This window comes from Streptomyces albus subsp. chlorinus (assembly GCF_013302895.1).
Classification (GTDB): Bacteria; Actinomycetota; Actinomycetes; order Streptomycetales; family Streptomycetaceae; genus Streptomyces; species Streptomyces chlorinus.
Genome location: NZ_VJOK01000001.1, coordinates 4,557,594 through 4,577,153, shown reverse-complemented (window position 1 = coordinate 4,577,153; position 19,560 = coordinate 4,557,594). Strand labels below are relative to the sequence as shown.

Sequence of the window (19,560 nt, the reverse complement as noted above, 5' to 3'; positions counted from 1 at the left end):
GATGGAGCTCCTGGAGGAGATCGCCGAGACACGTGCCGGAACGGGTGACCCCGCCGCACTGGTGGGCGAGTTCCGCCGCACCGCCGTGCTGGTGCCCACTGTAGAGGAGGGCCGGCTGCTGTCGGCGGTCCACGGCGGCGTCCGGTGGATCTTCGCCTTCACCCACGAGGCGGCCCTGGCCCGGTTCGCACTGGCCCGCGGGAGCCGTCCCGACGCGGAGTGGGCGTATGTGTCCGTGCTGGGGGCGCGGCTGCTCGACGCCGTCGTCCCACAGTTGGGCGAGCCGGCCGGGGTCGCCGTGAACGCCGCCGACGAGGACGGCTCCATGCTGTTCCCGCCCGCGCCGGGCGTCGTCCCCGACGAGGTGGCCGTCGGCGGTGGCGGGGCGGAGGTCGCCTGATGGGCGGCCCGAAGAGCGATGACGGCGTCAACTGGAACAAGGAGTCCCTCGGCCTGATCGAAAAGGGGCTCAAGGGCGCCATCGACGAGCTGAAGCAGTCCGGCAGCGGCGCCACGGACGCCCTCCAGGGCGCGGGCTTCGAGGGGCTCTCCCTGACCGGCATGGAGATGGGCCACCACGGGCTGTCGGTGGACTTCGAGGACTTCTGCGAGAAGTGGGAGTGGGGCGTGCGCGCCCTGGTCCAGAACGCCAACGCGCTGGCGAAGAAGCTGGGGCTGTCGGCGGGGATGTCGTACGAGGAGGACCAGTACGCGGCGGGCGCCCTCAAGGTCGGCCTCAACTCCCTCACCGGCAATCCGCACGCCACCGAGGAGGAGGTCGCCAAGAAGGACTGGGGCGGCCTCGTGTTCCCGTACAAGCCGGACTACAGCGCCGAGTCCTTCGAGAAGGCGGGCCAGGACATCGAGCAGGACTGGCAGGACACCGCCCGGGAGGTGACGACCAAGGGCCGGGGCGGCATGTACGTGGACGCCCTCCAGCAGGCCACGGGCGTCAGTGACGAGCAGGTCGCGGCCAAGCAGGACGAGTACTTCGGCCCCTCTCCGGAGGAGCGGGCGGCGGCGCGGCAGGGGCAGCAGGGCCAGCAGCAGGGGCAGCCGGGCCAGCGGCAGGGGGGCGAAGGCTGATGAGCTGGCGGGACTTCGTACCGGACTCCATCGAGGAGAAGGGTGAGGACCTCGTCGAGGGCACGGGGGACGTCGTCGAAGGCGTCGGCGACTGGAGCGCCGACCGCATGGACGACGTCGGCTGGGAGAGCGGCGCCGACTGGACCCGCGACACATCCCGCTCGGTCGCCAACCGGCTCGGCGCGGAGACCGCCGAGCTCCAGCTCGACGAGACGGAGGACCCCAAGCGGCTGGTCTACGGCAGCCCCGGCAAGATCCGCTCCACGGCGAAGCACCTCAGGGACTTCAACACGGCGTTCACGAACGTCGCCAACGGGCTCAAGGGGCTGCCGAAAGGGTCGCTGAAGGGCAAGGCCGCCGATGCCTTCTGGGAGAAGGTCGGCATGGAACCGGCCAAGTGGACGAAGGCTGCCGACGCCTGCGAGAAGGCGGCCGGCGCGCTGGAGTCCTTCGCCTCGACGGTCGAGTGGGCGCAGGGGCAGGCGCGCGAGGCGGTCACCAAGTACAAGGACGACAAGAAGGAGGAGGCCGAGGAGCAGCTGACGGAGGCCCGCTCCCAGCGCAACACGGCCGCCGGTGTCGCCCGGACAGCGGTCAAGGCCGCCCGCGACGCGGCCCCGCCCAAGCCGGACTACTGGGACCAGGCCGGCGACGGCCTCACCGGGCTGGAGCTGGACGCCGTCCACGTCTCCGGCGGCATCGTCAAGGGCACCGGCGGCCTCGTCAACTTCGTCCGCAGCGTCAACCCCACCGACCCCTACAACCTCACCCACCCGGCGGAGTACGTCACCAGCCTCAACTCCACCGTCACCGGCCTCATGCGCACCGCCAACGACCCGGTGGGCACCGGCAAGGCCATGCTGGACGCCTTCAAGAAGGATCCCGCCGAGGGCGTCGGCCGCCTCATCCCCGAGCTGCTGGGCACCAAGGGCGCGGGGATGGCGACGAAGGGGGTGCGGGCGGGGAGGGTGGCGAAGGAGGCGGCGGGGGCCCGCCGGGCGCTCGGCGACAAGACCCCGGAGCAGGCGGCCCGCACCGGGAAGGAGACTCCGTCGGGGCGGACCGACCCGGTGGACCTGGCCACCGGCAGGATGTACCTCCCGCAGACCGATCTGTCCCTGCCCGGCACGCTCCCGCTGGTGTTCACGCGCCGTGTGGAGTCCGGCTACCGGCTCGGCCACTGGTTCGGCCCGTCGTGGTCCTCGACGCTGGACCAGCGGCTGGAGGTGGACGCGGAGGGTGTCGTCTTCGTCGCGGAGGACGGCCGCCTGCTCACGTACTCGCACCCGGCGCCCGGCGTGCCGACACTGCCCGCGGCGGGCGCGTCCCGCATGCCGCTGGAGCGCACAGAGGACGGCGGCTACACCCTCACCGATCCCGGGACGGGATGGGTACGCCACTTCGCGCCGCCCGGAGGCGGTCCGGACCCGGCGGAGGACGGGGCCGCCCGGATCGAGCAGATCACCGACCGCAACGGCAACAGCATCACGTTCGAGTACGACGCGGGCATGGGCGCGCCTGTGCGCCTCGTCCACAGCGGCGGCTACGTGGTGCGGTTCACGGTCGAGGGCGGCCGGGTGACGGCACTGGTCCTGGCCGGTACGGACGCCGACGTCACTGTGATGCGGTACGGCTACACGGACGGGAACCTGACAGAGGTCGTCAACTCGTCGGGCCTGCCGCTGCGGTTCGAGTACGACGACGAGTTACGCGTGGTGTCCTGGACCGACACCAACGGCCGCCGCTACGACTACGTCTACGACAATCTGCACCGGTGCATCGCCGAAGGGGGCACCGAGGGCCATGTGCAGGTCCGTATCGACTACGACGGCGTGGACGGGGCGACCGGGTACAAGGTCACGACGCTGACGAGCGCCGACGGGCACGCCACACGCACCCTGTTCGACCAGCGGGGACTGGCCGTGGGGGAGGTGGACCCGCTGGGCCACAGCACGCGCACGCGGCGGGACGCCTGCAACCGTCCGCTGTCCCACACCGACCCCCTCGGCCGCACCACGACGTTCGCTTACGACGAGGCGGGCCGCATCAGGGAGGTCACCCGTCCCGACGGCACCACCGTGGCGATCACCCGCAACGCGCTCGGCCTCCCCACCGGGACGAGGGACCCGGACGGCGCGGTCTGGCGTCAGGAGTGGGACGAGTGGGGCAACCGCCTCGCCCTGACCGACCCGGCCGGCCACACGACGCGCTTCACCTACGACGGCCGGGGCCATCTGGCGTCGGTGACGGATCCGCTCGGCGCGACGACCCGGGTGCGCTGTGACGGGGCCGGGCTCCCGGTGGAGATCACCGACCCCCTGGGCGGGGTGACGCGGTACGAACGGGACGCGTTCGGCCGCCCTGTCCGCGTGGTGGACCCGTTGGGCGCGGCGACCGGGCTGACCTGGACGCCCGAGGGCCGCCTGTCGTCGCGCACCGCCCCGGACGGTGCGACGGAGACGTGGGAGTGGGACGGCGAGGGCAACTGCACCCGCCATGTGGACGCCGCGGGCGGCGAGACCCGCTACGAGTACACCCACTTCGACATGCTGACGGCTCGTACGGGCCCGGACGGTGTGCGCTACGAGTTCGCGTACGACGCCGAACTGCGCATGACGCGGGTGACCAACCCGCAGGGCCTCACCTGGGACTACACCTACGACCCGGCGGGCCGCCTGGTCGCGGAGACGGACTTCGACGACCGCACCCAGCGCTACGAGCTGGACCCGGCGGGCCAGTTGGTCCGCCGGGTGACACCGCTCGGCGACGAGATCACCTACCAGCGGGACGCGCTCGGCCGCACGGTGCGCAAGGACGCGGCCGGCGCGGTGACGACGTACGCCTACGACGCGGCGGGCCGCCTGCTGGAAGCGGTCGGCCCGGACACGCAGGTGCGCTACCAGCGCGACAAGCTGGGCCGCGTCAAGACGGAGCTGGTGGGCGGCAGGGTGCTGACGCACACATACGACGCCCTGGGCCGCCGCATCCGACGGGTGACTCCGACGGGTGCCGTCTCCACGAGCACGTACGACGCGGCGGGCAACCGCACGTCGCTGACGGCGTCCGGTCACACGCTGGACTTCACCCACGACGCGGCCGGCCGCGAGACGGAACGCCGCATCGGCGACGCGGGCCTCACGCTCTCGCAGGTGTGGGACCCGGCGGGCCGCCTCCTGGGGCAGGCCGTCACCGCCGGGGAGACCATCCAGCGACGTTCGTACACATACCGACCGGACGGTTACCTCACCGAGGTGGAGGACGGCCTCTCCGGCCGGACGGTCTTCGACCTGGACGCGATCGGCCGCGTCACCGCCGTCCACGCCCGCGGCTGGAGCGAGCGCTACGCCTACGACGAGGCGGGCAACCAGACGGAAGCGTCCTGGCCCACCACCCACGCCGCCCCGGAGGCGATCGGCCCGCGCACGTACGAGGGCACGCGCATCACCGCCGCCGGCAAGGTGCGCTACGAACACGACGCGGCGGGCCGCATCACCCTCCGCCAGAAGACCCGCCTCTCGAAGAAGCCGGACACCTGGCGCTACACCTGGGACGCGGAGGACCGCCTCACCCAGGCCGTCACCCCTGGGGGTCCCCCCGGGGCCGAAGGCTCTGGGGGAGGCACGGTCTGGCGCTACGAGTACGACCCCCTGGGCCGCCGGATCGCCAAACACCGCATGGCGGGCGAGGACAAGGCGGAAACGGTCGTCTTCACCTGGGACGGCCCCACCCTCATCGAGCAGACCACGCTCTCCCCGGACCTCCCCCACCCGGTCACCCTCACCTGGGACCACAAGGGCTTCACCCCCCTCACCCAGACGGAACGCCTCACCGACGAGACCACCCAGCAGGAAATAGACTCCCGCTTCTACGCGATGGTCACCGACCTGGTCGGCACCCCCACGGAACTGGTCTCCGAAGACGGCGAGATCGCATGGCGCACCCAATCCACCCTCTGGGGCACCACAACGTGGCACACAGCCAGCACCGCCTACACCCCCCTCCGCTTCCCGGGCCAGTACTACGACCCGGAAACGGGCCTGCACTACAACTGCTTCCGCCACTACGACCCAGAAACCGCCCGCTACACCACACCCGACCCCCTGGGACTGCTGCCGGCCCCGAACCCGGTGCGATACGTTGCGAACCCGTCCGCCTGGTACGACCCCCTGGGCCTCGCGCCCGACTATCCGGACCGCCCCGGGTTCGTCGAACGGCTCAAGGACAAGTTCCGCCCCCCGGGCTACCGAGCCGACCAGATCATGCGCTCTCAGCGCGAACCCATGCGGCTCGGTGACCTGGACGGGATCGGGACACCCGATGTGGGTGACCCGTTGAAGCTGGGAGTGATGCGGAGCATGGACGACGAGACGCTGCTGCGTGCCATCAACGACCCTGACGGCATCGGCCACGTGGTGACGATCGGCGACGGCGAGGTCATTCAGGGAAACCACCGCATCGCCGAGGCGTTGGAACGGATGCGGGACCCCGGCAACCCCAACATCACCCCCGACACGATCGTGCGGATTCTGGGGCGAGGAGGAAGTTCGTGAGGCGTTTCGGCTTGCTCGCGGGCCGACGGGACCGAGTCACCTCGCCGTTCGGCTGGCCCGTGCCGGGGGAGGTGCGCCGCGCGGACACCCGCACGCTGCGGCGGCTCGTCGCCGAGGCGGAGAACGCCGGTTTCAGCCGCACAGGCAGGCGCATCGACACGAGCGCGGACGACAACACCCGGTACCTTCTCGTGCCCGTCCTCCCCGAGAGCGTCCCCTCTCAGAGCTGGATCTGCATTCTGCTCGCCTACGAACCGGACGCCTTCGGCGGAAAGCGCTCACCGCTGCGGCGTGTCCCGCACCGCCTGGACGTGGCACCGCGTACGTACGGCAGACTGCGGCCGCTCCCCCGCAGACAGAAGAACCAACTCCTGCACGCCTTGATCTGGGCCCTTCCGGCCGCCACCGAATCCCCCGAGTCCTGACCGACCGCCCCCGCCCCACGACGAGGAGGGCTGGAAGCGTCACCGCCGAAGGAGGTGACGCTCCCGCAGGTGGTGCCCCGGCCTGACCGAAGCGGGGGCACGGGAGAGGCCCACCTCAGTCAGTGACAACGTACGAACGCGCCGAAGGCCGTGAGGTGTTGGAGACCGGGCTGGGCGAGGAACCCGCTGTGCTGGATGCTGTGGACCGCGTACCAGGTGGCGGCCGGGTCGGTCGCCGTGATGACGCAGGCCAGGTCCAGGCCCGACCGTTGACGCCGTAGCAGAAGGACGGCGGCGAGCGGGTCGAGAACGGCCGGCGCGGACCAGTAGAGGTTGAGCCAGGCAGGGGCCCAGTCGTACGGGTGCAGGCCATGGCGCACCAGTCCGACGATGTGCGAGACGGCCCCTACGCCGAGCAGGCCCGCGCCGATAAGGGTCGGAGAAGACGTCACCGCCCAAGGGGGTGACGTTGTCGGCGGGGTGCCCCGGCGGCGCCCCCGCCTGGTCGGCGGGGGCCCTCCTCTGATCACGTCAGCGGGTCGCGGCGTACGTCACGAAGGCAGCCCAGGTGGACGCGGTGACAGCGAGCTGCGGACCCGGCTTGTTCTTGGAGTCACGGACGTGCACCGTGCCGGGCGTGGCAGCGACCTCGACGCACTCCGGGCCTTCATTGCTGCTGTAACTGCTCTTGACCCACTCCAACGCGGCGGTGCCGCCTCCGGCGGCCGGCCTCAGCGTCATACCTCCTCCACCATCCCGGACGAGAGGAAATCGGCCCACGTGTCGGCCGCGAACGCGAGTCGAGGCCCCGTCACGTTCTTGGAGTCGCGGACGTGCACCGCGCCGGGCGTGGCAGCGACCTCGACGCACGCCGGGCCTTCATTGCTGCTGTAGCTGCTCTTCGTCCACTCCAGCGCAGCGCTGTCTTCAACGGTGTGCTTCAAAGTCATGTTTCCGCCAGTACCTTCTCGATGAGGGCCAACGACTCACGCGGTGTGAGTGCCTGGGACCGGATGATCCCATAGCGCATCTCCAGTACTTGAACCTGTTTAGGGTCCCAGACCAGGCGGTTGCCAACCTGGGACTCCCAGTGGCCAACGGCCTCGCCGGACTGGAGCTTGAGGACTTGGAAGTGCCCACCCATGCCTGCATGCTCCTCACACGCCGTCGGCATCACCTGGATGACCACGTGACGCAACTGCGCAATCTCCAGCAGGTGTTCGAGTTGCCGTCGATGCACCATTGTGCCGCCGATCGGCCTGCGTAGCGTCACTTCTTCCTGCACGAATGTCATCATGGGCGCCGGACGACGCTCGAAGATCTCCTGGCGCCCCACCCGACCGGCCACGTACCGGTCGATCTCTTCCTCGCTGAAGGCGGGGCGCCGCATGGCATACAGCGCACGCGCGTACTCCTCCGTCTGCAAGAGCCCATCGATGTTGTGGTCACCGTAGGCGCCACGCTCGACAGCCTTCGCCTCCAGCTTCGCCAGGTCCCGAACCTTCTTCGGGTACCTGGCTTGCTTGACGTCCTCCTTCATCGCGGAGATCTTGCCGCCCGCGCCCAGCACGGGATCGGCATTGTCGAGGAACTCCGCGCTGGCGAGGCGCTTTCCGCGCTCGACGGCGGACACCATCTCCTCGCCGTACCCGATGGCACTGCCCAGCTCGACCTGGGTCATTCCGGCCGCCTCGCGCCACAGCCGGATCTGCCGGCTGACCGCCCGCATCACCGCGCTGGAGTCGTCCTCGACGCCCTGCCCGTCCCACTCGTCACCGTCGTTCTCAGCCATGCGTACCGCCTTTGTCGCATTCCGTACGCAGCACCGTACGGACACGTACAAGCCGCATGTCACAGAATCCGCAAAAGCACTCCGGTTACGCCGTACTGCCCGTACTCTTTGCCCCCGCACCCCGGACGGTTGCGGATCGTTGGAGTCCGACGCCTACCCAGTGCGCACATGGGCGACCACGCTGGGTGACGTGAGCCAGAAGATCACCGAAACCCGACCAGACATCTGCCCGTCCAGCAGCACACCGCTGCTGGCGGTACTGCTGTCGTCCACCCGGCGCGGAGCGCGTCTCGCGCGGCTGATGACCGTTGCCGAGCTGGCCTCGCGCGGGCTGCCGACACAGACCGCCGCACACGTCGTGGCCGAACTGGCCTCCAACGCGGCGCTGCACGGACATGTACCGGGCCGCAGCTTCCGGCTGCGGCTGGTCCTGCCCGCACCCGGCGTACTGCGGATCGAGGTGACGGACGCCCTCGGCGAGAGGGCACCGGACACGGACACCGGACCGCGACAGCCGCCCGTGGACGACGAGTCGGAGACGGGCCGCGGGCTCGTCCTCGTCGAGGCGCTGTCCGAACGGTGGGGCGTCCGGCAGGGGCCGTTTCCCTGCAAGACGGTGTGGGCCGACATCGCGCTGGCGCCACGCGCGGAGTCCACCGCCGGGTTGCGGCGCACATCGCGGTAGCGCTGGGTGCGGACGCCCGACGGGCCGCCGAGGCCGATCGTCCCGTCAGGGCATGGGTGGCTTCTTGGAGGTCCGGGGTCTTCGAGGTCCGGGGTCTTCGAGGTCCGGGAGCGGCCAGGCTCCGGCATGAACCGCGCTTCGAGTCAACAACCGGCACCCAGGCGCCACCCTCACCCCCGCCCCGGTCCTCACTCACCCAGCCCCACCACACACCACCCCCACCCGGCGGCCTCCTCCAGGACCCGCCCCCAGTCCTCCACCAGGGTGGCGAACTCCGCGAAATCCACGATCCATGCCCCGTCCGGGACGGCCTCGACATGGGCCGTGTACGTCTCGCGGAGTCCGCCGAGGCAAGGGCGCAGCCGCTGCCACCGTTCCGCCAGGTCGTGGACGGTGTCCGGGGTCAGGGCGAGCAGCACCCTGGAGGGGGCTTCCCCGGCCCCGGGAGCGAGGAAGCCGGCGTCGACGTGCTCCCGCTCCCCCGTCGTCCCCTGCCACACGACCCTGCCCAGCAGCGCGTCCACCTCGGCGCGGAGGGCCGGCTCCGCGTGCGCCCGGCAGGACTCCCAGCGCTCGCAGGCCCAGAAGTGCGGCTTGTACGAGCCGAGGGTCCCCCGGAACTCGTAGACGGCGAACCGTCCCTCGTGCGGGCCCCGCGGCCAGGTCCACGCGCCCTCGGGCGGGTCCGGGGTCTCCAGGCCCCACAGCCCCGTCTCGTCCGCGTACCAGGCCGCGCGCAGCCGTGCCACCCGCTCGCCCGGCGGGAAGCGGCCCAGCCAGGCCCAGTCGGCGGCCAGCAGGCTGAGGTCCACACCCATGGGACGCCGCTCAGCTACGGGCCACCGCGTGCGGGGCCCGCTCCTCGGACGAGCCCGGCACCGGCTCGCCCGCGTCGGCGCCCAGCGCCACGATCCGGTTGCCGGCGTCCACGTGCACCACGCGCGGCACCATCGAGCGCGCCTCCCGCTCGTCCACCTGGGCGTAGCTGATCACGATCACCAGGTCCCCGGGGTGGACGAGATGGGCCGCCGCCCCGTTGATGCCGAGGACCCCGCTCCCCCGCTCCCCCTCGATGACATAGGTCTCCAGCCGGGCCCCGTTGGTCACATCCACGAGGTGCACCAACTCCCCCGGCAGCAGGTCCGCCGCCTCCATCAGCGCGGCGTCGATGGTCACCGATCCCACGTAGTGCAGGTCGGCCTGGGTGACCGTGGCGCGGTGGATCTTGGACTTGAACATGGTGCGCAAGCGCATCGCAGCGTCACTCCGTACGGATGAGAAGGGTCGCGCCCCGCGAGCGGCGGGTGCGCGCCGGCACAGCCATGGTAGGGCCGAGGGGTGACACAGAGAGAGGGCCCGTACGGCGTGATGCCGTACGGGCCCTCTCGAAGCCGGCGCCCCGCGAAGGGACTCAGGCTGGCGAGGTCACTTGATGATCTTGGTGACCTGGCCGGCGCCCACGGTCCGGCCACCCTCACGGATGGCGAACTTGAGGCCCTCCTCCATGGCGACGGGCTGGATGAGCTGAACAGTCATCTCGGTGTTGTCGCCGGGCATGACCATCTCGGTGCCCTCGGGCAGCGAGACGACGCCGGTGACGTCCGTCGTACGGAAGTAGAACTGCGGGCGGTAGTTGTTGAAGAACGGGGTGTGGCGACCACCCTCGTCCTTCGACAGGATGTAGGCCTGGGCCTCGAACTCGGTGTGCGGGGTGACCGAGCCCGGCTTGATGATGACCTGGCCGCGCTCGACGTCCTCGCGCTTGATGCCGCGGAGCAGCAGACCGACGTTCTCACCGGCCTGGCCCTCGTCAAGGAGCTTGCGGAACATCTCGATACCGGTGACGGTGGTCGAGGTCTTCTCTTCCTTGATGCCGATGATGTCGACGTTCTCGTTGACCTTCAGCACACCGCGCTCGATACGGCCGGTGACGACCGTACCGCGACCGGTGATGGTGAAAACGTCCTCGATCGGCATGAGGAACGGCTTGTCGGTGTCGCGCTCCGGAGCCGGGATCGCCTCGTCCACGGCGTTCATCAGCTCGACAACGGACTCCGCCCACTTCTCGTCGCCCTCGAGGGCCTTGAGCGCGGAGACCTTGACGACCGGAACCTCGTCGCCCGGGAACTCGTACTCGGAGAGCAGCTCACGGACCTCGAGCTCGACGAGCTCCATGATCTCCTCGTCGTCCACCATGTCGGCCTTGTTCAGGGCGACGACGATGTACGGAACGCCGACCTGGCGGGCCAGGAGCACGTGCTCCTTGGTCTGCGGCATCGGGCCGTCGGTGGCGGCGACCACGAGGATGGCGCCGTCCATCTGGGCGGCACCGGTGATCATGTTCTTGATGTAGTCCGCGTGACCCGGGCAGTCGACGTGGGCGTAGTGACGGTTCTCCGTCTGGTATTCGACGTGCGCGATGGAGATGGTGATACCGCGCTGACGCTCCTCGGGCGCCTTGTCGATGTTCTCGAACGCCGACGCCTCGTTCAGGTCCGGGAACTTGTCGTGCAGCACCTTGGTGATCGCCGCGGTAAGAGTGGTCTTGCCGTGGTCGATGTGACCGATGGTGCCGATGTTGACGTGCGGCTTAGTCCGCTCGAACTTCGCCTTCGCCACTGGGGTCCTCCTGTGGACTGGTGCTGTACACCCTCCACATTTTGCGGAGGGTCTCAGGTGGTCTGCCGAACCGGTCAGGACCCCGAGGGGGATGCCCTTGACCTGTTCGCTTGGGTGGGCCGGCGGACGGGACACCCCCGGCACAGCCGCACCGGTGACCGCATGGTCCGGCGTGAACCGGACCATGCTGCCAACCGGGCGATTGATACCGGAGTGCCCCGAATGCCTTCGCTCCAGCCTAAGGGGTGAGCGCGGGTACCCCGCTCGCCCCCGGACGAGTGCCTGGTCTCAGCCTTACTCGCCCTTGGCCTTCGCGATGATCTCCTCGGCGACGCTCTTCGGAACCTCGCCGTAAGAGTCGAACTGCATGGAGAAGTTGGCGCGACCGGAGGTCTTGCTGCGCAGGTCCCCGATGTAACCGAACATCTCCGACAGCGGGACCAGAGCCGTCACGAGCTTGGCGCCCGCACGGTCGTCCATGGACTGGATCTGTCCGCGCCGGGAGTTCAGGTCGCCGATCACATCGCCCATGTACTCCTCGGGCGTGGTGACCTCGACCTTCATCAGCGGCTCCAGCAGGGCCGGGCTGGCCTTGCGGGCGGCCTCCTTGAAGGCCATGGAACCGGCGATCTTGAAGGCCATCTCGGACGAGTCCACGTCGTGGTAGGCGCCGTCGAGCAGCGTCACCTTGACACCCGTGAGCGGGTAGCCCGCCAGGATGCCGAACTCCATGGCCTCCTGGCAGCCCGCGTCCACGGACGGGATGTACTCCCGCGGGATACGGCCACCGGTGACCTTGTTCTCGAACTCGTAGCCGTCGCCCTCAAGCGGCTCGACATCGATGATCACGCGGCCGAACTGACCGGAACCACCCGTCTGCTTCTTGTGGGTGTAGTCGACCTTCTCGACCTTCTTGCGCAGCGTCTCACGGTAGGCGACCTGCGGCTTGCCGATGTTGGCCTCGACGCGGAACTCACGCTTCATCCGGTCGACCATCACATCGAGCTGAAGCTCGCCCATGCCGGCGATGATGGTCTGGCCGGTCTCCTCGTCGCTCTTGACCTGGAAGGTGGGGTCTTCCTCGGACAGCCGCTGGATCGCGACGCTGAGCTTCTCCTGGTCGGCCTTCGACTTGGGCTCGATGGCGACCTCGATGACCGGGGTCGGGAACTCCATCGACTCCAGGATCACCGGGTCCGACGCGTCGCAGAGGGTCTCACCGGTGGTGGTCTGCTTCAGACCCATGACGGCGACGATGTCGCCGGCACCCACCGACTCGATCTCCTCACGCTTGTTCGCGTGCATCCGGTAGATCTTGCCGATCCGCTCCTTGCGGCCCTTCACCGGGTTCAGCACCTGGGCGCCGGTGTACATCCGGCCGGAGTAGACCCGGATGAAGGTGAGCTTGCCGAGGTGCGGGTCGCTGGCGATCTTGAATGCCAGCGCCGACATCGGCTCCTCCTCGGAGGGCTTGCGCGCGATGACCTTCTCGGCGTCCTTCGGGTCCTGGCCCTCGATCGCCTCGACGTCGAGCGGCGCCGGCAGGTACCGGCAGATCGCGTCGAGCAGCGGCTGCACGCCCTTGTTCTTGAACGCGGTACCGCAGAAGACCGGGGTGACCGTGGTGGTGCCGCCCTCGGCGCCGGTGGAGGCGAGGGTGATACGGCGGATCGCCGCGATGAGCTGCTCCTCGGAGGGCTCCTGGCCCTCCAGGTACAGCTCCATCATCTCCTCGTCGTTCTCCGCGACGGCCTCCAGCAGCTTGCCGCGCCACTCCTCGGCCGCCTCGGCGTGGGTGTCCGGGATGTCGACGGTGTCGTACATCTCGCCCATCTTCGCCTCGGGCGACCAGACGAGGGCCTTCATCGCCACCAGGTCGACGACGCCCTTGAAGTCGGCCTCCGCACCGATCGGGAGCTGCATGACCAGCGGAATCGCGCCCAGGCGGTCGCTGATCATGTCGACGCAGCGGTGGAACTCGGCGCCGGTGCGGTCCAGCTTGTTGACGAAGCAGATGCGCGGTACGCCATACCGGTCGGCCTGCCGCCAGACGTTCTCCGACTGGGGCTCGACGCCGGCCACGCCGTCGAACACCGTCACCGCGCCGTCGAGCACGCGCAGGGAGCGCTCCACCTCGGAGGTGAAGTCGACGTGACCCGGGGTGTCGATGATGTTGATGGTGTAGTCGACGCCGTTGAGCGGCCAGTGAGTGGTCGTCGCGGCCGACGTGATGGTGATGCCGCGCTCCTGCTCCTGCTCCATCCAGTCCATCGTGGCGGCGCCGTCGTGGACCTCACCGATCTTGTAGCTGCGACCGGTGTAGAAGAGGATCCGCTCGGTCGTCGTCGTCTTGCCCGCGTCGATGTGGGCCATGATCCCGATGTTGCGGACCTTGGCCAGGTCAAGTGAAGTGGTAGCCATAAGGCTTCAGTCTTCTCTCGGTCTCGATGGGGAAAGCGACTACCAGCGGTAGTGCGCGAAGGCCTTGTTGGACTCGGCCATCTTGTGGGTGTCCTCGCGCTTCTTGACGGCGGCGCCGAGCCCGTTGGAGGCGTCGAGCAGCTCGTTCATCAGGCGCTCGGTCATGGTCTTCTCGCGGCGGGCGCGGGCGTAGCCCACGATCCAGCGCAGCGCGAGCGTGGAGGAACGGCCGGGGCGGACCTCGACCGGAACCTGGTAGGTGGCGCCACCGACACGGCGGGAGCGGACCTCGAGGGTCGGCTTGACGTTCTCCAGCGCGCGCTTGAGCGTGATGACCGGGTCGTTGCCGGTCTTCTCGCGCAGCCCCTCCATGGCGCCGTAGACGATGCGCTCGGCGGTGGAGCGCTTGCCGTTCAGCAGCACCTTGTTGATGAGGGAGGTCACCAGAGGAGAACCGTAGACCGGGTCGATGATGACCGGGCGCTTCGGGGCAGGGCCCTTACGAGGCATTGCTTACTTCTCCTTCTTGGCGCCGTAGCGGCTGCGAGCCTGCTTGCGGTTCTTGACGCCCTGCGTGTCGAGGGAGCCCCGGATGATCTTGTAGCGAACACCCGGCAGGTCCTTCACACGGCCACCGCGCACGAGCACGATGGAGTGCTCCTGCAGGTTGTGACCCTCACCCGGAATGTAGGCGGTCACCTCGATCCCGCTGGTCAGGCGCACACGGGCGACCTTGCGCAGGGCCGAGTTCGGCTTCTTCGGGGTGGTCGTGAACACGCGCGTGCAGACGCCGCGGCGCTGGGGGGAACCCTCGAGTGCGGGCGTCTTGTTCTTCTCGACCTTGTCCTGCCGGCCCTTGCGGACCAGCTGCTGGATCGTAGGCACCGTTTCTCCGGTTTCTGTGTGCCAGTCTCGGTAAAGCTAACCCGGGCCACGCCCGACCCACGAGGTCGGGTGTGTCGAAGACTGCGGGCCCCCGCTGAGGGAGATCCCTGCTGCGGGCGGAAAACTTCTCCATGCCGAGAAGCTCGCAGATCCCGGTGTCACCGGCTGCGCGGACCGTGACCGCTCTCGCGGGGGACAACAGCGCAGGGGACACCCCAGGCACAGAGAACGAGGGTACCGACCTCACCGGCTGCGGTCAAAACGCTGAAGACCCGCCACCATAGCGTCCCCGACCTGGGAGAAGAAGAGCGCCGTACGGCAACCGGAGTACAGCTCTCCAGCAGGCCCGCGCGGCACCCCGGCCCCGGCCCCCTCCGGACCCTTCCGCCGAGCGCTCACGACCGCCCGTAGCGCGTACGGAAGCCGCTCGGCCACTCGGTCAGGACGACGCCACGACCACCGCGAGGATGAACGCCAGAACGGCCCCGATGGCCAGCCAGCCCAGCACCAGCCCCGCCGTCGCGAAGCCCGCGCCGTCCTCCCCGCTCCGGCGGATCTGCGACTTCGCCACATGCCCGAGGATCACCGCGGGGATCGCCGTGATCCCGTACATCGGCGTCAGGATTCCGCAGATCAGCGCGCCGACAGCCGTCCCGTTCGTCTTCGGGGGCGGCGTCGGCAGAAACGTGCGCGGCACCGGCTGGTAGGCCGGCGGCGCCTGCTGCGCCGGCGGCATCGGGACGGGGCCCTGCGGCAGGTCCGCGAGGAGTACGTTCAGCTCGGCGTAGGTCTGCGCGTGCGTGGCCCGCGTCAGCCGCTGCTCGTACTCGGCCTGGCCGAGCCGGCCCTCGCTGAAGCCGGCCTTGAGGACGTCGATCGCCCGCTCCCGGTCCGCGTGCGAGGCCCGCATCGCGCCCACCTGCTGTTCACCCCGGCTCGGTACCCCCTCGGGATTCCACGGTCCGAACGCCACTGTCCCCCACCTCCCAGCTCGCTTGCCGTTCCTCCATCATCCATGACGCGGGCCGCGCCGGGCCCGGTTCACCCGCCCCGGAACACGCCACGGGGCGGCCACCGTCGCGGTGACCGCCCCGTGCACGTCCGCCGTCAGGCGCCAGGCCCTCAGGCGTTGTACGGACCGTAGTCGTAGTCCTCCAGCGGGACCGCCTGGCCGGAGCCGGTGCCGAAGGGCGAGTAGTCGATGTCGTCGTAACCGACGGCCGAGTACATCGCGGCCTTCGCCTCCTCGGTGGGCTCCACCCGGATGTTGCGGTAGCGGGACAGGCCCGTACCGGCCGGGATGAGCTTACCGATGATGACGTTCTCCTTGAGGCCGATCAGGGAGTCCGACTTGGCGTTGATCGCCGCGTCGGTCAGGACCCTGGTCGTCTCCTGGAAGGACGCCGCCGACAGCCACGACTCGGTGGCCAGCGACGCCTTGGTGATGCCCATGAGCTGCGGACGGCCGGAGGCCGGCTGGCCGCCCTCCTGCACCACGCGCCGGTTCTCCGACTCGAACTTGGTGCGCTCCACCAGCTCGCCGGGCAGCAGCTCGGCGTCGCCCGACTCGATGATCGTCACGCGGCGCAGCATCTGCCGGATGATGATCTCGATGTGCTTGTCGTGGATCGACACGCCCTGGTTGTTGTAGACCTTCTGGACCTCGCCCACCAGGTGCACCTGCACCGCGCGCTGGCCCAGGATGCGGAGCACGTCGTGCGGGTTCTCCGTACCGACGGTCAGCTTCTGGCCGACGGCGACGTGGTCGCCCTCGCTCACCAGCAGGCGGGCGCGCTTGGAGACGCTGTAGGAGGTCTCGTCCGAGCCGTCGTCCGGGGTGACGATGACCTTCTTGGTCTTCTCCGTCTCCTCGATACGGACCCGGCCTGCCGACTCGGAGATCGGCGCCACGCCCTTGGGCGTACGGGCCTCGAACAGCTCGACCACACGCGGCAGACCCTGCGTGATGTCGTCACCGGCCACACCACCGGTGTGGAAGGTACGCATCGTCAGCTGGGTGCCGGGCTCACCGATCGACTGGGCGGCGATGATTCCGACGGCCTCGCCGATGTCGACCAGCTTGCCGGTGGCCAGCGAGCGTCCGTAGCACATGGCGCAGGTGCCCACCTGCGACTCGCAGGTGAGGATGGAGCGCGTCTTGACGGTCTCCACACCGTGCCGGACCAGCTCGTCGATGAGCACGTCGCCCAGGTCGGTACCGGCCGGGGCCAGCACCATGCCGTCGACGACGATGTCCTCGGCGAGGCAGCGCGCGTACACGCTGGTCTCGACGTCCTCCGCCTTGCGCAGCACGCCGTCGGCGCCCTTGGAGGCGATCCTCAGCTTGAGGCCGCGGTCGGTGCCGCAGTCCTCCTCGCGGATGATCACGTCCTGCGAGACGTCGACCAGACGACGGGTGAGGTAACCCGAGTCCGCGGTACGCAGGGCGGTGTCGGCGAGACCCTTGCGGGCACCGTGCGTGGAGATGAAGTACTCCAGCACGGAGAGACCCTCGCGGAAGGACGCCTTGATGGGCCGCGGGATGGTCTCGTTCTTCGCGTTCGACACCAGACCGCGCATACCGGCGATCTGACGCATCTGCATCATGTTCCCTCGGGCGCCCGAGTCCACCATCATGAAGATCGGGTTCGTCTTCGGGAAGTTCTCGTTCATCGCCTCGGAGACGTCGTTCGTCGCCTTGGTCCAGATGGCGATGAGCTCCTGCGTGCGCTCGTCCTTGGTGATCAGACCGCGCTCGTACTGCTTCTGGACCTTCTCGTCCTGCGCCTCGTAACCGGCGATGATCTGAGGCTTGGCGTCCGGGACGACGACGTCCGAGATCGCGATGGTCACACCCGAGCGGGTCGCCCAGTAGTAACCGGCCGACTTCAGGTTGTCCAGCGCCGCGGCCACCGTCACCTTGGGGTAGCGCTCGGCCAGGTCGTTGACGATCTGGGAGAGCTGCTTCTTGCCCACGGTGTAGTCGACGAACGGGTACTCCTCGGGCAGCAGCTCGTTGAAGAGCGCGCGGCCCAGCGAGGTGCGCAGCCGGAACGGGTCACCGGGCTGCCACTCCGGCTCCCCCTCCTCCGGCGCCGGCGGGGTCCAGCCCAGCGGCGGGACCGTACCGGCCGGGAAGCGGATGTCGACCTTCGCCTGGAGCGACAGCTCCCCGGCGTCGAACGCCATGATCGCTTCCGCGGTGGAGTTGAACGACCGGCCGTCGCCCTTGGTCTCCCGCTGCTCCTCGTCCGTGGTGAGGAAGAACAGGCCCAGGACCATGTCCTGCGTCGGCATCGTCACCGGCCGGCCGTCGGCCGGCTTGAGGATGTTGTTCGAGGACAGCATCAGGATGCGGGCCTCGGCCTGCGCCTCCGCGGACAGCGGCAGGTGCACGGCCATCTGGTCGCCGTCGAAGTCCGCGTTGAACGCGGTGCACACGAGCGGGTGGATCTGAATGGCCTTGCCCTCGACCAGCTGCGGCTCGAAGGCCTGGATGCCGAGGCGGTGCAGCGTCGGCGCGCGGTTCAGCAGCACCGGGTGCTCGGCGATGACCTCTTCGAGGACGTCGTACACCACGGTGCGGCCGCGCTCGACCATGCGCTTGGCGCTCTTGATGTTCTGCGCGTGGTTCAGGTCGACCAGGCGCTTCATCACGAACGGCTTGAACAGCTCCAGCGCCATCGCCTTGGGCAGACCGCACTGGTGCAGCTTCAGCTGCGGGCCGACGACGATCACGGAACGGGCCGAGTAGTCGACGCGCTTGCCCAGCAGGTTCTGCCGGAAGCGGCCCTGCTTGCCCTTGAGCATGTCGGACAGCGACTTGAGCGGACGGTTGCCGGGACCGGTGACCGGACGGCCGCGGCGGCCGTTGTCGAACAGCGCGTCCACGGCCTCCTGGAGCATCCGCTTCTCGTTGTTCACGATGATCTCGGGCGCACCGAGGTCGAGCAGCCGCTTCAGACGGTTGTTCCGGTTGATGACACGCCGGTACAGGTCGTTCAGGTCGGAGGTCGCGAAGCGGCCGCCGTCCAGCTGCACCATCGGACGCAGGTCCGGCGGGATGACCGGCACGCAGTCGAGCACCATGCCCTTGGGGCTGTTGCTGGTCTGCAGGAACGCGGAGACGACCTTCAGCCGCTTCAGCGCACGGGTCTTCTTCTGGCCCTTGCCGGTGCGGATGACCTCGCGGAGCTTCTCCGCCTCCTCCTCCAGGTCGAAGGTCTCCAGGCGCTTCTGCAGGGCAGCGGCGCCCATGGAGCCGTCGAAGTAGGTCCCGAAGCGGTCGCGCAGCTCGCGGTAGAGCAGCTCGTCGCCCTCCAGGTCCTGCACCTTGAGGTTCTTGAAGCGGTTCCACACCTCGTCGAGGCGGTCCAGCTCGCGCTGGGCGCGGTCGCGGATCTGCTTCATCTCGCGCTCGGCGCCCTCGCGCACCTTGCGGCGCACATCCGCCTTGGCGCCCTCGGCCTCCAGCTCGGCCAGGTCGCTCTCCTGCTTCTTGGCGCGGGCCTCCAGATCGGCGTCGCGGCGCTGCTCGATCTGCTGGCGCTCCACGCCGACGTGCGCCTCCAGGGAGGGCAGGTCGCGCTGGCGGCGCTCCTCGTCGACGTACGTGATCATGTACGCCGCGAAGTAGATGACCTTCTCCAGGTCCTTCGGCGCCAGGTCGAGCAGGTAGCCCAGCCGGGAGGGGACGCCCTTGAAGTACCAGATGTGGGTGACGGGCGCGGCCAGCTCGATGTGGCCCATCCGCTCACGGCGCACCTTGGCGCGGGTCACCTCGACACCGCAGCGCTCACAGATGATGCCCTTGAAGCGGACGCGCTTGTACTTGCCGCAGTAGCACTCCCAGTCCCGGGTCGGGCCGAAGATCTTCTCGCAGAAGAGTCCGTCCTTCTCGGGCTTGAGGGTGCGGTAGTTGATGGTCTCCGGCTTCTTGACCTCGCCGTGCGACCACTGGCGGATGTCGTCAGCGGTGGCAAGGCCGATTCGCAGTTCGTCGAAGAAGTTGACGTCGAGCACTCTCGTCAATCCCTCTCAGGGTCGTATGTCAATGGTCTGAACGGGGTCGCGGGGAGGGCCGGGACGCGGGGTCAG

17 protein-coding genes are annotated in these 19,560 nt (G+C 69.1%); 5 read left to right on the top strand and 12 right to left on the bottom strand.

What is annotated here, in order from left to right; all coding sequences use genetic code 11:
- Window position 1 precedes the first annotated feature (1 nt).
- From FM076_RS19975 to FM076_RS19960, 4 genes are read left to right on the top strand one after another with little or no spacing between them, the layout of a single operon-like run.
- Window positions 2-400 carry an SseB family protein gene (locus FM076_RS19975; RefSeq protein ID WP_173872362.1) on the top strand — a complete coding sequence of 133 codons (399 nt, stop codon included), beginning with the start codon at window positions 2-4 and terminating at the stop codon, window positions 398-400.
- Complete coding sequence (locus FM076_RS19970; RefSeq protein ID WP_173872361.1) at window positions 400-1,086, top strand: hypothetical protein; 687 nt, start codon at window positions 400-402, stop codon at window positions 1,084-1,086. The genes FM076_RS19975 and FM076_RS19970 overlap by 1 nt, the downstream gene beginning before the upstream one ends.
- Entirely contained in the window at window positions 1,086-5,636 is a 4,551-nt protein-coding gene (locus FM076_RS19965) for a putative T7SS-secreted protein (RefSeq protein WP_243274575.1), read from the top strand. The genes FM076_RS19970 and FM076_RS19965 overlap by 1 nt, the downstream gene beginning before the upstream one ends.
- Window positions 5,633-6,061, top strand: coding sequence for a hypothetical protein (locus tag FM076_RS19960; protein WP_173872360.1), 429 nt, complete (start codon window positions 5,633-5,635; stop codon window positions 6,059-6,061). The genes FM076_RS19965 and FM076_RS19960 overlap by 4 nt, the downstream gene beginning before the upstream one ends.
- 119 nt (window positions 6,062-6,180) lie before the next feature.
- Here FM076_RS19960 and FM076_RS19955 read toward each other — a convergent pair whose 3' ends face one another.
- From FM076_RS19955 to FM076_RS19940, 4 genes are all read right to left on the bottom strand, one after another.
- Complete coding sequence (locus FM076_RS19955; RefSeq protein ID WP_173872359.1) at window positions 6,181-6,513, bottom strand: hypothetical protein; 333 nt, start codon at window positions 6,511-6,513, stop codon at window positions 6,181-6,183.
- Between the two features lie 79 nt (window positions 6,514-6,592).
- Window positions 6,593-6,802 (bottom strand): DUF397 domain-containing protein, encoded by a 210-nt coding sequence (locus FM076_RS19950; protein WP_173872358.1) that lies wholly within the window; start codon window positions 6,800-6,802, stop codon window positions 6,593-6,595.
- Window positions 6,799-7,011, bottom strand: coding sequence for a DUF397 domain-containing protein (locus FM076_RS19945; RefSeq protein WP_173872357.1), 213 nt, complete (start codon window positions 7,009-7,011; stop codon window positions 6,799-6,801). Before FM076_RS19945 ends, FM076_RS19950 begins: the two co-directional genes overlap by 4 nt.
- The gene (locus tag FM076_RS19940) at window positions 7,008-7,853 is read right to left on the bottom strand and encodes a helix-turn-helix domain-containing protein (RefSeq protein ID WP_173872356.1); all 846 of its coding nucleotides are present in this window, start codon (window positions 7,851-7,853) and stop codon (window positions 7,008-7,010) included. The genes FM076_RS19945 and FM076_RS19940 overlap by 4 nt, the downstream gene beginning before the upstream one ends.
- 190 nt (window positions 7,854-8,043) lie before the next feature.
- Here FM076_RS19940 and FM076_RS19935 point away from each other — a divergent pair, with 190 nt between their 5' ends.
- The gene (locus FM076_RS19935) at window positions 8,044-8,538 is read left to right on the top strand and encodes an ATP-binding protein (RefSeq protein ID WP_428814936.1); all 495 of its coding nucleotides are present in this window, start codon (window positions 8,044-8,046) and stop codon (window positions 8,536-8,538) included.
- Window positions 8,539-8,726: 188 nt separating this feature from the next.
- Here the strand turns inward: FM076_RS19935 and FM076_RS19930 are convergent, their stop codons facing one another.
- The 8 genes from FM076_RS19930 to FM076_RS19895 form a co-directional block, all read right to left on the bottom strand.
- The gene (locus tag FM076_RS19930) at window positions 8,727-9,356 is read right to left on the bottom strand and encodes a hypothetical protein (protein ID WP_173872355.1); all 630 of its coding nucleotides are present in this window, start codon (window positions 9,354-9,356) and stop codon (window positions 8,727-8,729) included.
- 10 nt (window positions 9,357-9,366) lie between these two features.
- The gene (panD, locus tag FM076_RS19925; RefSeq protein ID WP_173872354.1) at window positions 9,367-9,792 is read right to left on the bottom strand and encodes an aspartate 1-decarboxylase; all 426 of its coding nucleotides are present in this window, start codon (window positions 9,790-9,792) and stop codon (window positions 9,367-9,369) included.
- 171 nt (window positions 9,793-9,963) lie between these two features.
- The gene (tuf, locus tag FM076_RS19920; RefSeq protein WP_173872353.1) at window positions 9,964-11,157 is read right to left on the bottom strand and encodes an elongation factor Tu; all 1,194 of its coding nucleotides are present in this window, start codon (window positions 11,155-11,157) and stop codon (window positions 9,964-9,966) included.
- Between the two features lie 294 nt (window positions 11,158-11,451).
- Entirely contained in the window at window positions 11,452-13,578 is a 2,127-nt protein-coding gene (gene fusA, locus FM076_RS19915; protein ID WP_173872352.1) for an elongation factor G, read from the bottom strand.
- Between the two features lie 39 nt (window positions 13,579-13,617).
- Window positions 13,618-14,088 carry a 30S ribosomal protein S7 gene (gene rpsG / locus FM076_RS19910; RefSeq protein WP_016473458.1) on the bottom strand — a complete coding sequence of 157 codons (471 nt, stop codon included), beginning with the start codon at window positions 14,086-14,088 and terminating at the stop codon, window positions 13,618-13,620.
- Window positions 14,089-14,091: 3 nt separating this feature from the next.
- Window positions 14,092-14,463 (bottom strand): 30S ribosomal protein S12, encoded by a 372-nt coding sequence (gene rpsL, locus FM076_RS19905; protein ID WP_003948652.1) that lies wholly within the window; start codon window positions 14,461-14,463, stop codon window positions 14,092-14,094.
- A gap of 439 nt (window positions 14,464-14,902) precedes the next feature.
- Window positions 14,903-15,373 carry a DUF1707 and DUF4190 domain-containing protein gene (locus FM076_RS19900; protein ID WP_173874878.1) on the bottom strand — a complete coding sequence of 157 codons (471 nt, stop codon included), beginning with the start codon at window positions 15,371-15,373 and terminating at the stop codon, window positions 14,903-14,905.
- A 212-nt stretch (window positions 15,374-15,585) separates the two neighbouring features.
- A complete protein-coding gene (locus tag FM076_RS19895; protein ID WP_173874877.1) occupies window positions 15,586-19,485 on the bottom strand; it encodes a DNA-directed RNA polymerase subunit beta' in 3,900 nt (1,299 codons plus the stop codon).
- Between the last annotated feature and the right edge of the window lie 75 nt (window positions 19,486-19,560).

Excerpts from the sequence above, each read along its gene's own strand:
- FM076_RS19975 (WP_173872362.1), top strand. The coding sequence starts at position 2 with ATGGAGCTCCTGGAGGAGATCGCCGAGACACGTGCCGGAACGGGTGAC.
- FM076_RS19970 (WP_173872361.1), top strand. The coding sequence starts at position 400 with ATGGGCGGCCCGAAGAGCGATGACGGCGTCAACTGGAACAAGGAGTCC.
- FM076_RS19965 (WP_243274575.1), top strand. The coding sequence starts at position 1,086 with ATGAGCTGGCGGGACTTCGTACCGGACTCCATCGAGGAGAAGGGTGAG.
- FM076_RS19950 (WP_173872358.1), bottom strand. The coding sequence starts at position 6,802 with ATGACGCTGAGGCCGGCCGCCGGAGGCGGCACCGCCGCGTTGGAGTGG.
- FM076_RS19945 (WP_173872357.1), bottom strand. The coding sequence starts at position 7,011 with ATGACTTTGAAGCACACCGTTGAAGACAGCGCTGCGCTGGAGTGGACG.
- FM076_RS19940 (WP_173872356.1), bottom strand. The coding sequence starts at position 7,853 with ATGGCTGAGAACGACGGTGACGAGTGGGACGGGCAGGGCGTCGAGGAC.
- FM076_RS19930 (WP_173872355.1), bottom strand. The coding sequence starts at position 9,356 with ATGGGTGTGGACCTCAGCCTGCTGGCCGCCGACTGGGCCTGGCTGGGC.
- panD (WP_173872354.1), bottom strand. The coding sequence starts at position 9,792 with ATGCGCTTGCGCACCATGTTCAAGTCCAAGATCCACCGCGCCACGGTC.
- fusA (WP_173872352.1), bottom strand. The coding sequence starts at position 13,578 with ATGGCTACCACTTCACTTGACCTGGCCAAGGTCCGCAACATCGGGATC.
- rpsG (WP_016473458.1), bottom strand. The coding sequence starts at position 14,088 with ATGCCTCGTAAGGGCCCTGCCCCGAAGCGCCCGGTCATCATCGACCCG.
- FM076_RS19900 (WP_173874878.1), bottom strand. The coding sequence starts at position 15,373 with ATGCGGGCCTCGCACGCGGACCGGGAGCGGGCGATCGACGTCCTCAAG.